Below are 12,592 nucleotides of genomic sequence, written 5' to 3'. Positions count from 1 at the left end.
GCCGCTTTAAGCGGCTTTTAAATATTGAATTTTGAATAAATTGGTATACCATTTTCATAAATAGGATAATATTCTCCTTCAATTAAAGGTTTAGCATATCTAATAAACTTATCTGTTATATATAATCCATCTTCTGAAATAAAATCTTTAGGCATATACTTTGTTCCATTAGCAATTTTCGAAAGCTTTACTTTTCCATATTCAACATAATACGGTATATTTGAAACTCTATTTATTGTAACCATATAACCACTTTCACCATCAAGTGCATATTTTACTGCCATCATACCACAATTAATTGCTTCTTTAACATCAGATAGACTCGATATATGTCTACCACTTCTTTGAAGATAATCTGGAATTGCTGTATGTACTTTTAATTTCATATTATTGTGTATAATATCTGAAATTAAAACCCCAGCATTTCCAAGTTGTTTATTTCCAAAAGCATCTGTAAACCCCTTATCAGACAAAAATTTTCCGTTTTTATCTTGAATTCCTTCAGAGACTGTTATGGAACAATATCCATGCTTATTTATAATATTTTCAATTTTATTTAAAATTTTATTTTCGTCAAATGGAACTTCGGGTAATAATATTATATGAGGTCCAAAATTATTATTTAAATTAGCAAGTGCTGTTGATGCTGCTAACCACCCCGCATGTCTACCCATTGTTTCCATGACAAATACTTTTGTTGAATCTGCACACATACTTTTAACATCTAAACTTCCTTCAAGCATAGAAATAGCTAAATATTTTGCAGCAGATCCAAAACCTGGTGTATGATCCGTTTCTATTAAATCATTATCTATAGTTTTAGGAATTCCAATTACTTTTAAATCATACCCTGTTTTTATGGCATAATCATTTATTTTATTTGCAGTATCCATAGAATCATTTCCACCATTATAAAAAAAATATCCAATATTATTTTCTTCAAATATTTTAAAAACTTTTTTTATAGTTTCTTCGTCAGTTAATTTTTTTCTACAAGAACCAAATGCAGCCGAAGGAGTATACTTTAAATTATTTATTTCTTTATCTGCAGAGTCAATAACAATAAATTCTTTATTTAAAACACCGTTTATTCCATTAATTCCAACAAAGACTTTATTTATTAAATTTGAGTCTAAAGATTTTTTAATTACTCCATAAGCAGAAGCATTTATAACACTTGTTACTCCTCCTGATTGTGCATATATAGCATTTTTCATTTTTAGCCCCCTTTTATATTTTGTTTCATAGAATTATGATATCATAGAAATTTTTTAAAGTATATTATAATTATAGGTAAAATTGATATTTATTCATCAATTATATTTGATTATTTATTTTTACTATAATAATTCACAATAATAATAAAATAAAGCATGACATTGTCATGCTTTATTTTATTATTATAAATTCATCTTCATCTTCGATAGTTACATCTTCAAATTCATCTATTGGAACAATCATTCCAAAACCTTGAGAATTTTTAGCTCCTATTCCAGAGTTTAATGCAAAATCCACTAATGTTTTTGAGCCACTTATTTTATAATACCCAGTCCATCCTTTTACTATAACACCTTTATAAAAAAGTATTTTTTCATTTTTTTCAGTTATTCCATAAGGTTCTATATTAAATTCCATATTTTTTGTATCTATTCCTACTAATTCAGCTTTTCTTTTTAAATTTTCTTCTATTAAAACCTTGAAATCTGTAGAATAAGGTGTAAAATAATGAGTGTATCTATTACCACTAGGTAAATTAACAGAAATATAAGTTGTTATTGGAGATAATGTTTTTATTAAAAGATTGTTAGAAATATTTTTTTCAATAATTTTAAAATTCACAAGTTCAAAATAATTTTTTTCTACTCTAAATATATTCTTTTTACTTAAAATATTTATGATAGAATTATTTATTTTTTCAATAGGAGAAGTAAAATAAACCACAAAGTTGCCATTAAATTTTAATCTTTTATTTTCTACTTTAAAATTATCTTCTGGATAAATCCTAGAAAAAGTAAATAATCTTGGGGTTTTTTCTTCCATAAAATCCATTAATGAGTAAAACATACCTTGTAATGGTCTATTATAATGAACAGGTAAATCAACAGTAGCATTATCTTTTGGCTTAAAAGTTATTTTAATTATCATAAAAAAACCTCCTTAATTTTAAAATAATAAATATATTTATATAAAATTATAACAGAAAAAATATTAAATTAATATTGCTTTTATATGTTAAAATAAGCAATAATGATTTTTATCATAATTATTAAATAAAATATAATAATATTTATTTAAATTAAAGTAAAAAAAAGGAGTGATTTTAAAATCACTCCTTTTTTTATTATTTAAAATATTGCTTGTTGTGTTTCTTTATCAAAAGCATGCATCTTATCCAAGTCAAAAACAAAAGTTAATTTTTCTCCAGATTTTACAACTGTTTTTGGATCTACTTTAGCAGTAATTGATTGACCAGATATAACTATATGTAATAAAGTTTCAGCACCAAGAGGTTCTGCAACTTCTATAGTTGCTTCAACTTCATTTGTATGATTTCCATTGTAATATTTTTGATCATAAATATCTTCAGGTCTTATACCAAAAATAACTTCTTTTCCAATGTATTCTTTTAAATTTTCTTTATATTCATCTGGAACTTCAAAAACAATTTTGTCTTCTGTTAAAATTATTTTTCCATCTTTTTCAGTTACTTTCATATTCAAAAAGTTCATTGCAGGTGTTCCTATAAATCCAGCAACAAAAACATTGTTTGGATGATGATATACATCAAATGGATTTCCTATTTGTTGTATATGTCCATCTTTCATTATAACAATTTTATCTGCCATTGTCATAGCTTCAACTTGATCATGTGTAACATAAACAATTGTAGCATTTAATCTTAAATGTAATTTTTTTAATTCACTTCTCATTTGAACTCTTAACTTTGCATCTAAGTTTGATAAAGGTTCATCAAATAAGAAAACTTTAGGATCTCTAACAATTGCTCTACCAACAGCAACTCTTTGTCTTTGACCACCAGAAAGTTGTTTAGGTTTTCTATCTAAAAGATGTTCTATATCTAATATTTTAGCTGCATTTTTAACTCTTTTGTCAATTTCTTCCTTTGGTGTTTTTCTTAATTTTAGTCCAAAAGCCATATTATCATAAATTGTCATATGTGGATAAAGTGCATAATTTTGAAAAACCATTGCTATATCTCTATCTTTTGGTTCTATGTCATTTACAACTTTTTCAGCTATTTTAACAGTTCCACCTGAAATATCTTCTAGTCCTGCAATCATTCTTAATGTTGTTGTTTTTCCACATCCAGATGGTCCTAATAAAACGACAAATTCCTTGTCTTTTATCTCAAAATTTGCATCTTTAACTGCATGAAATCCATTTGGATAAATTTTATTTACATCTTTTAAAAGAACGTCTGCCATAGTTACACCCCCGTTATAAATTATCAAATGTTTCAAAAAATTCCTTTATTTCCTTATATTTTTCAACATCTTCAATTTCAAGCATGGTTAAATCTTTTACTTCATCTAAAAATTCAATCATTTTTACAAATTTTTTATAGTCCATCATAATTACTTCCGGTTTCCCATTTTTAGTTATTATAATATTATCTTTTTTTGATTCTTCAATTACTCTTGAAAATTTTGCTTTTGCTTCTGCAACGCTAAAAAATTTCAGTCTATTCAAATTCATTTTTATCTCCTTATGACTATAATTATAGTCATTTTTTTGTTATTTGTCAAGTTAAATTTTTTATTCAGTAAAATCTATTTTTTTCATAATTCTCAAAATTTCTGATACAGACCAAGCTTGTGAAAAACATCCACGTTTTTCATGTGGCCAATTTCCTTCTAAAATTTCTGGAATTGTACCTCCCCATTCATCGTTAATTCTTATTGAAACTGGATAAAGTAATTCTTTTACTATTGTTTTAGATTCTAAATCGTAATTATTTATTTTTAAAAATGCTTCATAAAAATGTCCTAATAGCCATGGCCAAACATTTCCTTGATGATAAGATCCATCCCTTGTCCATCTATCTCCAGTATAAATACCTATATATCTTGGATCATTTGGACTCAATGTTCTTAAACCATATGGTGTATATAATTCTTCAAAAACCTTATTTACTATTGATTTTTCTTTCTTTTTTTCTAAAATTGAAAATGGTAAACTAACAGCAAAAATTTGATTTGGTCTTATTGAACTATCTTTTTCAAATTCATTCACACAATCATATAAACATTTTTTTTCAACATTCCAAAATGTATCGTTAAATGTTTTTTTTACTTTTTCTGATAATAAGTCATATTCAAAATCTACTTTAATTAAACTTGAAAAAAATTCCATAATTTTTAATGTATTATACCAAAGTGCATTTATTTCAACTGTTTTTCCATATCTTGGTGTAACTGTCCAATTTTCTACTCTAACATCCATCCAAGTTAATTGTGTTTCCTTATTTCCTGCATAAATTAATCCATCTTCAGTCATATGTATATTATAATCTGTTCCATTAACATGATACTTTATTATCTCAATTAATTTATCATAATGTTTTTTTATAAATTCTAAATCATTTGTAGCTTCATAATATTTATACAAAGCATAAAACATCCATAAAGTTCCATCAACTGTATTATAACCACCTGGTTTCCCACTATAATCATCAAATACATTTGGAATTAATCCATTTTTTAAATTCATTAAAAATGTTTCAAAAACTTCTTTAGCTTCATTAAACTTTTTATTTTCTATTAAAAGACCTTCTATAGCTATCATTGTATCTCTTCCCCAATCAGTAAACCATGGATAGCCTGCAAGTATCGTTAATTTTTCTGTACTTTTTCTTTTAGATAAAAATGTATCACTTGCAATTTGAAGTTTATTTATAGTTTTAACTTTATTTATTTTAAATGAATTTAACCTTTCCTTTTCTTTTTTTATTTCTGATTCAATATTTATATTTTCTATACTTTCATTTCCACTAAATACTATATAAACCTTATCTCCTTTTTTCATATGAGCATTTATTTTAACATTTGAATATATTTCTTCATAAGCAAAAAGTCCTCTTTTGTTTTCAACATCATAAAAAACATTGTGTAATGTATGTTCAAAATTTTTTAAAGTCCCATTTGTTTTTAAAAATATCGTATTTAAAAAATTTGTTTTCAACTCTAAATAATTACTTTTCATAACTGTTTTATTTAAAGTAAGTTGTCCCGGAAGAGTATTAGAATGAATATCTCTATCATTAAAATAAGGTATAATTTCTATATCTAAATCTTCACCAAAAACATTTTCATAAACAATTAAAACTATATTTCTATTTTTCAACATTAAAAGCTCTTTTTTTAATAAATTTTTTCCAACCTTAAACTTCCATGAAGGATATCCATAAAAATTATAAGATACAATATTTTCATACCCTTTCTCAATAAATCCATTAGCTGTTTTTAATGTACTCAATAAATAAGTTTTTTCATCACAGTATACTTTTTCTGATATTCTTGAAACTAATATTCTTCTATCTACTGGAGGATTTAATGAAATTGAAAGAATTGAATGATGTCTTCTTGAATTTAATTGTATTGCACTTGAAGATGAAGTCCCACCCAAGCCATTTGAAACCAAATATTCAATTTCTGATAAGTTTTTTAATTCGGCCATTTCATCACCCGCTCTTATCTATTTTTTTTCTTCTTAAACCTTCTTGAATATTATAATAACCATTTTTTATTGCTCTTTTTCCAGTTTGTAAGTTTACTTGTTGTTTTTTTATATTATTCATTTTTTCTTTTATTCCATCTTTTCTTATTTCATCTTTTTTTATAATCTTTTGAATTATTTCTTTTACTCTTTTTTCTTCATTATAAATTTGAAGTTTTTTCAATAATTTAAATCTAAAATCTAAAGCATTATTATACGAAACAAAATCTCCTTTTTTATAAAACAAATCTAACTTTATTTCTATTTTTTCTAATTCATTAATAATATTATCAAGTTCTTTGTCCATTAAATAACACCTTCTTTTTGTTTTTTAAATAAAGTTTTAAATCAAAAACTTCATTTATATTCATTCCCTTTTCCCACCAATAAGGTATTAGTGTATTATTAAAAAGTAATGGATCAACTTCATCTGGTATTATCCCATTTTCAATAAGAGAATCATAATCGGGTGTTTGAGGTATAGGTGTAAATTCATTAACAGTTGGAATTATTCTAAGATTTATACAAAAATCAACCGCATCTTTAACAGATTTAACACTTTGTCCAGGTAAATTTGAAATTATATAAGCACCTATTTCTTCATTTGATATTCCTGCATCAGTTAAATACTTTACAGCATTTATAAGATCTTGATTAGTTACTTTACCACCAGATTTTTTTTGTAAATCCGGATCTGATGTTTCATAACCCAATTTTATTGTTCTAAAATCAGCGGCTGCCATTAATTCAGCTATTTCTTTATTAACTCTATGTGCATGTATTCCATTTGGAAGATGATATCTAACATTATACTTAGCGAGCATTTTTAATAATTTTTTTAAATCTTTATGTAATAAAAAGGCATCATCAAAAAATACAATATCTTTAACATTTTTTTCATTAATAATCTTATTTATCATCTTTTCTATACTATCTACACTTTTATATTGATACTTCCACATTCTTGGAGTAACACAATATGAACAATTATAAGGACACCCAATAGATGAAGTTATCACTACATAAGGAAGTTTTGAAGTATACAATTCATAAGCAGGCATCAATTCTTCAAACCAATTAAACTCAGGAACATTCTCTTTATAAGTACTTAAAGCTTTTCTTATTGGAGATAATCCTGTTCCATTACACACTTTAACATTATATTTAGAAAATATCTTTTTTGCGTGTATAGGATATATATTAGAATACATTCCTCCTAAAAATATTGGAGTATTAGGAAAAATTCCTCTAATTTTTTCAATGGTTTTTAATCCTCCATAATACCAATATGTTAAAGTAACAGATACAAATATTCCATCTATTCCTCGTTCTTTTTGTTTTAATAATTTTTTTATGAATAAATCTTCTGGAAGTCCATAACGTTTAAATTTCCTTGGAATATTTTTTAATATTTCAGGCTTTTCAATTTCAACATTATAAAACTTTCCTGTTCCATATTTCTTGTCTTTAGGTTCTTTAATTTTTATGAGTTCTTCATCATGTCTATCGAGCATATCAATTAATTCAACATTGTGTCCTAATTTTTTTAAAACAGAACCCACATACAATAACCCTATAGGTTTCAACCAAAAATCATAAGCTGCAGAATCGTAAATCCAAGGATTTACAAGTAAAAAATTCATTTTTCACCTCTTTTTATTTCTTTTAAATAATATAAAATTCCTTTTAAAGTAAGGTTCGAATCATAATTTTCAAAAGATTTAGAAAATTTTTTTAATGATTTTCCCATTCCACCGGTTGTTACTATCTTATAATCCGTATTAGTTTCTCTTTTTATTTCTTCAATAATTCTTTCTATTCCAAATAGAGTTGTCTTTAATACTCCTATTTGTATATTATCAATAGTATTTTTACCTATTGAATATTTTGGAACTTTTAATTCTACTTGAGGTAACTTTGCTGTATTGGAAAATAAAGCAAGCATAGAAGTTTTAAAACCAGGAATTATTGATCCACCAATAAAATTTCCTTCTTTTAAAACATCTATTGTTATAGCAGTTCCAAAATCTATTGCAATAACATTGTTACCATATTCTTTTTTTGATGCGATTATATTTGAAATTCTATCAGCCCCAACCTCATTTGGATAATCAACTAAATATTGTATTTTTAATACTTTAGTTTGAGCATTCACAAAGCATAACTCTGTATTAAAGTATTTTCTAACAAAATTTTGAAATATAAAATTTTTTGAAGGTACAACTGAAGAAATACCTACATCTTTTATTTCTTCCATATTTATTTTATTAAACTTAAAAATATTGTATAATTTTGAAAATAGTTCATCTTCACTTTCAATGTTTTTAGTACCAATTCTCCATATTTTAAAATCATTATTATTACAATAACCAACAACTGTGTGTGTATTTCCAACATCAAATAAAAGCTCCATATTTCACCTCTTTATATTATTTTAGAAGCAGCTTTTCTTAATCTATTCATGATAGCAATACCTATCCCTTCATCTTTTAAACTTTCAATTATAATAGCATCATGTGTTTTATCATACTTTCTTAAAAGTGCAAATAATTTCACTGCAAATTCAAAATAATTTTTGTCTATTATTTCATAATCAAACCCATCATTTTTTATAAATTTTAAATTTTCTTTCAAAATAAAAAAAACAGGTTTCTTAAAATTTTTTATATCATTTTTAAAATCTTTAGAAAAATCTTTTACCAAAATAACTGGTTTCTCAGGAGAATAATGCCTATATTTCATACCTGGAGCTATTGCTATATCAGCTTCTTTTTTACCATAAATAAAATCTGGAACTTCAATCTTTCCAAAAATATCTTTTAATTTTTCAGGAGATATAGGGCCTGGTCTCAATAAAACTACATTTTTTTTAGTTAAATCTATAACTGTAGATTCCAATCCAAAATCAGGATCATCTGAAGTAATAATATAATCAACTCGATTATTCATCTCTTCAATAACATCTTTAGATCTTGTTAAACTCGGCTTTCCTGAAATGTTTGCACTTGGAGCTGCAATTGGAACTCCTGCATTTTTTATTAATTCTCTTGCTATTGGATGAGCCGGTATTCTTATAGCAACAGTTTCTCTATTAGCAGTGACTATATCTGGAACTATTTCTTTTTTTATTAAAACAAAAGTTATTGGTCCTGGAGTTATTTTTTTTATTTTATTTAATAATTCTTCATTTATATAAGCATATTTTTTTATATCTTCAACATTTGAAAGATGTAATATCAAAGGGTTATCAGATGGTCTTCCCTTAGCTTTATAAATTTTTTTTATTGCTGTTTCATCTAAACCATTTGCACCAAGCCCATAAACAGTTTCTGTTGGAAAAATTACAGTTTTACCATTTTTCAAAGCTAATCCTGCTTCTTTTAATTTATCATTATTTAAATTTAAAGAATCAATATTAAATATTTTTGTCATAATAATTTACCCTCCATATTCTTTACAATCAATTCTATCAAAAAAAGTATATAATTTATGTAAAAGTATCTTTAAGATGAAATTTTAATATCAAAAAAATTGTTATTTTTAGAGTATAATATATTGAAATAAAAAATGAGGTGATAAAAATATCAAAAACACTTTTTGTATTTTTTATAACACTATCTATTTTCACATTTTCATTTAATTCAAAAAAATTATATGTTCCATTTATATATCAATTAACTGATATTAATTTAAACAAAATTACTAATTATTATACTCCAAAATTTCTAGTAATAGATTATTCTAAAGATGGAAGTGATGAAAAAAAATTTACTTATACTGAAATTAAAACTTTAAAAACTCTAAATATAAAACCATTAGCTTATTTAAGTATAGGTGAAGCAGAAGATTATAGATATTATTGGAAAAATTCCTGGTATGATGATCTTCCTGATTGGATAGATAATGAAAATCCTCGTTGGACTGGAAATTATAAAGTTAAATATTGGGATAAAAGTTGGAAGAAGATTATATTTAATTATTTAGATAAAATTATTTCTCAAGGATTTTCTGGTGTGTATTTAGATATAATAGACGGATATTACTATTTTTCAGAAAAAGGATATAATACAGAAAAAATTGCTCATGAAATGATTAAATTTGTAATTGAAATTGCAGAATATGCACGAAAAAAAAATAAAAACTTTTTAATCGTTCCTCAAAACGGAGAATCAATTTTAAAATATGATTATAATAATAAATATTTAAACACTATTTCTGGACTTGGGGTTGAAGATTTATTTTATTATAAAACAAATAAAAATTCAAAAAAATATGTAGAATCTCGCTTAAATTATATATTAAAAATAAAAAATTCTGGAAAATTTATTCTTGTAACTGATTATGTATATAATCCTATATCTCCAAATAAAAATATTATATTAAATTTTATAAATCTATGTAAAAAATATAATTTTTTGGGATATCCTGCAAATATTAATCAAGAATTAAACAATATTTCTAATGCGTTGAAATATTATAAATAATAAAGAGGTGGTATTTTATGAAAGTTATAAAAAATATTTCAGAAATGAAGAAAATATCTAAAAAATTAGTATTAGATAAAAAAAGTATTGGTTTTGTTCCAACTATGGGATACTTACATGAAGGTCATTTATCTCTTGTAGAAAAAGCAAGAAGTGAAAATGATATAGTAATAGTTAGTATCTTTGTAAATCCTACTCAATTTTCACCTAATGAAGACTTAGATAAATATCCAAGAGATTTAGAAAGAGATGAAAATTTATTAAAACCATACAACGTAGACTATATTTTCAATCCAGAACCAAATGAAATGTATCCAGAAAATTATTCAACATATGTTGAAGAAACTATTTTAAGTAAAGGGCTTTGTGGTGCTTCCAGACCTACACACTTTAGAGGCGTAACTACAATAGTAAATAGACTCTTTAATATAGTTAAACCAACAAAAGCTTATTTTGGTCAAAAAGATGCTCAACAATTTAGAGTTTTAAGAAAAATGGTAAGAGATTTAAATATGGACGTTGAACTCGTAGAAATGCCTATAATAAGAGAAAAAGATGGGCTTGCAAAAAGTTCAAGAAATATTTATTTAAACGAAGAAGAAAGAAAACAAGCTTTATCTTTAAGCAATTCCTTATCTCTTGCAGAAAAATCAATAAAAAATGGAATAACAAATGTTAAAGAATTAATTTCTATGATGGAAAAAAATTTTAAAAATTATCCCCTTGCTAAAATTGATTATATTGAAATTAGAGAAGAAGATGAGTTAAAACCTTTAATTGATGTAAAAAACAAAAAAATTATAATTGCTTTAGCCGTATATTTTGGAAAAACAAGATTAATAGATAATAAAATTATTAATTGTTAGACAATATGAAATTTTTTTCAATATCCCTTATTAAATTGCTCTCAAATCTTTGAAATATCTTTAAATAGATTAGACATTAAAAATAATTAGTGATAGAATCTCTGTAGAAAAAATTCACTATTTTGGGGGTAATAAAATGAACTTACAGAAATATAATGGAGATATTTCAAAAATTGATTTTTTAGATTTAATGATGTTGGATATCTCTGGAAATATTCATCATGTCTCAATACCAAAAGGTTATATTTCTAAGAAAATTTTTAATGAAGGAATTGGATTTGATGCTTCAAATTTTGGATTCGCACACGTAAACAAATCTGATATGGTAGCAATTCCTGATATGGATACTGCTTTCTTAGAAATAAAAGATGAATTCAATATATTACATGTGTTATGTAATGTTGAAGATCCATTTACTGGCAATATTTTTGAACAATATCCAAGAAATATTGTAAAATTAACTCAAAAATACTTAAAAGATAATAATATTGCAGATGATGCAAAAATGCTCGTTGAATTAGAAATGTATGTTTTCGATAATGTAGAATACTCAACGAGTGAAGATCATTCTTATTATTCATTAGAAAGTGAAGAAGGATTAGGAGATAATTATAATCTTTCTCCAAGAATGGGATTAAAAAAAGGATATCATGGACTCTATCCAAAAGAAAAATATTTTTCTTTTAGAAATAATGTTGTTTCTACATTAGAAAAAGCAAATATACCAGTGAAGTATCATCATCATGAAGTAGGCCTTGCTCAACTTGAAATAGAATTAAACTTTATGAGCCTTTTAAAAGTAGCAGATAATGTTAGTCTTGCAAAATGGATAATAAAAAATATAGCAAATGAAATGGGATTATACGTAACTTTTATGCCAAAACCAATGTATAAAATGCCTGGAAACGGTATGCACGTACATCAATTCTTAGAAAAAAATGGAGAATCTATATTTACAGGCGATGCTCTTCATGGATTAAGTGAAACTGCTCTTTATTATACTTGTGGACTTTTAGATCATAGTTTAACAGGTTCATTACTTGCTTTTACAAATCCAAGTACAAATTCATTTAGAAGATTGGTACCTGGTTACGAAGCTCCAATAAGTGCAACTTTTGCAAAGGGTAGTAGAAGTGCAGCAATAAGAATACCTGGATATTTAAAAGGTAAAGACATAAGAATTGAATATAGAACTGGCGATGCAACTGCCAATATTTATTATATGGCATCTGCTATGGTTCTTGCTGGAGTAGATGGTATTAATAAGAAGGAATCTCCAGTAGATAAAGGATATCATTCTGCTGAAGAAAAATCAGATATGATCTTTCCATTGAATCTTGAAAAAGTTCTCGAAGGCTTAGAAAAAGATAAAGAATATCTTTTAAAAGTATTTCCAGAAGGATTAATAAAAGACTGGATAAAATTAAAGAAAGAAGAAGCAGCATATGTATACAATGCACCAACACCACAAGAATTTGAATTATATTTCTAATAAATAGCAGCCTA

12 protein-coding genes are annotated in these 12,592 nt (G+C 25.1%); 3 read left to right on the top strand and 9 right to left on the bottom strand.

The annotated features are described in order from the left end of the window. Positions 1-17 precede the first annotated feature (17 nt). The 9 genes from IGS63_RS07895 to IGS63_RS07855 form a co-directional block, all read right to left on the bottom strand. Entirely contained in the window at positions 18-1,217 is a 1,200-nt protein-coding gene (locus tag IGS63_RS07895; RefSeq protein ID WP_190613926.1) for a 6-phosphofructokinase, read from the bottom strand. 172 nt (positions 1,218-1,389) lie between these two features. Further along, a complete protein-coding gene (gene cas6, locus IGS63_RS07890; RefSeq protein WP_190613925.1) occupies positions 1,390-2,145 on the bottom strand; it encodes a CRISPR-associated endoribonuclease Cas6 in 756 nt (251 codons plus the stop codon). Between the two features lie 200 nt (positions 2,146-2,345). Beyond that, a complete protein-coding gene (locus IGS63_RS07885) occupies positions 2,346-3,446 on the bottom strand; it encodes an ABC transporter ATP-binding protein (protein WP_190613923.1) in 1,101 nt (366 codons plus the stop codon). A gap of 13 nt (positions 3,447-3,459) precedes the next feature. Then, the gene (locus IGS63_RS07880) at positions 3,460-3,717 is read right to left on the bottom strand and encodes a type II toxin-antitoxin system Phd/YefM family antitoxin (protein WP_190613922.1); all 258 of its coding nucleotides are present in this window, start codon (positions 3,715-3,717) and stop codon (positions 3,460-3,462) included. Between the two features lie 60 nt (positions 3,718-3,777). Then, positions 3,778-5,697, bottom strand: coding sequence for an amylo-alpha-1,6-glucosidase (locus tag IGS63_RS07875; RefSeq protein ID WP_190613921.1), 1,920 nt, complete (start codon positions 5,695-5,697; stop codon positions 3,778-3,780). 4 nt (positions 5,698-5,701) lie between these two features. Beyond that, positions 5,702-6,043, bottom strand: coding sequence for a hypothetical protein (locus IGS63_RS07870; protein WP_190613919.1), 342 nt, complete (start codon positions 6,041-6,043; stop codon positions 5,702-5,704). After that, positions 6,027-7,379: a B12-binding domain-containing radical SAM protein gene (locus IGS63_RS07865; protein ID WP_190613917.1), complete on the bottom strand. Its 1,353-nt coding sequence runs from the start codon at positions 7,377-7,379 to the stop codon at positions 6,027-6,029. Before IGS63_RS07865 ends, IGS63_RS07870 begins: the two co-directional genes overlap by 17 nt. Beyond that, the gene (locus tag IGS63_RS07860; RefSeq protein ID WP_190613915.1) at positions 7,376-8,149 is read right to left on the bottom strand and encodes a type III pantothenate kinase; all 774 of its coding nucleotides are present in this window, start codon (positions 8,147-8,149) and stop codon (positions 7,376-7,378) included. Before IGS63_RS07860 ends, IGS63_RS07865 begins: the two co-directional genes overlap by 4 nt. Positions 8,150-8,160: 11 nt before the next feature. After that, a complete protein-coding gene (locus IGS63_RS07855; RefSeq protein ID WP_232521178.1) occupies positions 8,161-9,168 on the bottom strand; it encodes an L-threonylcarbamoyladenylate synthase in 1,008 nt (335 codons plus the stop codon). A gap of 140 nt (positions 9,169-9,308) precedes the next feature. Here IGS63_RS07855 and IGS63_RS07850 point away from each other — a divergent pair, with 140 nt between their 5' ends. The 3 genes from IGS63_RS07850 to IGS63_RS07840 all read left to right on the top strand — a co-directional run bounded on the left by IGS63_RS07850 (position 9,309) and on the right by IGS63_RS07840 (position 12,578). Continuing rightward, positions 9,309-10,220 carry an MJ1477/TM1410 family putative glycoside hydrolase gene (locus IGS63_RS07850; protein WP_198423041.1) on the top strand — a complete coding sequence of 304 codons (912 nt, stop codon included), beginning with the start codon at positions 9,309-9,311 and terminating at the stop codon, positions 10,218-10,220. Positions 10,221-10,237: 17 nt separating this feature from the next. Further along, positions 10,238-11,086, top strand: a complete 849-nt coding sequence (panC, locus tag IGS63_RS07845; protein WP_190613913.1) for a pantoate--beta-alanine ligase — start codon at positions 10,238-10,240, stop codon at positions 11,084-11,086. Between the two features lie 136 nt (positions 11,087-11,222). Beyond that, positions 11,223-12,578 carry a glutamine synthetase family protein gene (locus tag IGS63_RS07840; protein ID WP_190613912.1) on the top strand — a complete coding sequence of 452 codons (1,356 nt, stop codon included), beginning with the start codon at positions 11,223-11,225 and terminating at the stop codon, positions 12,576-12,578. The last annotated feature ends 14 nt before the right edge of the window (positions 12,579-12,592 follow it).

The organism is Tepiditoga spiralis, from assembly GCF_014701195.1.
Classification (GTDB): Bacteria; Thermotogota; Thermotogae; order Petrotogales; family Petrotogaceae; genus Tepiditoga; species Tepiditoga spiralis.
Note: the sequence above shows the minus strand (reverse complement) of the source record. Positions and strands in the feature narration are given on the sequence as shown.

What these genes read in the sequence shown, in the direction of transcription:
- IGS63_RS07895 (WP_190613926.1), bottom strand. Translation starts at nt 1,217, where the DNA reads ATGAAAAATGCTATATATGCACAATCAGGAGGAGTAACAAGTGTTATA.
- cas6 (WP_190613925.1), bottom strand. Translation starts at nt 2,145, where the DNA reads ATGATAATTAAAATAACTTTTAAGCCAAAAGATAATGCTACTGTTGAT.
- IGS63_RS07885 (WP_190613923.1), bottom strand. Translation starts at nt 3,446, where the DNA reads ATGGCAGACGTTCTTTTAAAAGATGTAAATAAAATTTATCCAAATGGA.
- IGS63_RS07880 (WP_190613922.1), bottom strand. Translation starts at nt 3,717, where the DNA reads ATGAATTTGAATAGACTGAAATTTTTTAGCGTTGCAGAAGCAAAAGCA.
- IGS63_RS07875 (WP_190613921.1), bottom strand. Translation starts at nt 5,697, where the DNA reads ATGGCCGAATTAAAAAACTTATCAGAAATTGAATATTTGGTTTCAAAT.
- IGS63_RS07870 (WP_190613919.1), bottom strand. Translation starts at nt 6,043, where the DNA reads ATGGACAAAGAACTTGATAATATTATTAATGAATTAGAAAAAATAGAA.
- IGS63_RS07865 (WP_190613917.1), bottom strand. Translation starts at nt 7,379, where the DNA reads ATGAATTTTTTACTTGTAAATCCTTGGATTTACGATTCTGCAGCTTAT.
- IGS63_RS07860 (WP_190613915.1), bottom strand. Translation starts at nt 8,149, where the DNA reads ATGGAGCTTTTATTTGATGTTGGAAATACACACACAGTTGTTGGTTAT.
- IGS63_RS07855 (WP_232521178.1), bottom strand. Translation starts at nt 9,168, where the DNA reads ATGACAAAAATATTTAATATTGATTCTTTAAATTTAAATAATGATAAA.
- panC (WP_190613913.1), top strand. Translation starts at nt 10,238, where the DNA reads ATGAAAGTTATAAAAAATATTTCAGAAATGAAGAAAATATCTAAAAAA.
- IGS63_RS07840 (WP_190613912.1), top strand. Translation starts at nt 11,223, where the DNA reads ATGAACTTACAGAAATATAATGGAGATATTTCAAAAATTGATTTTTTA.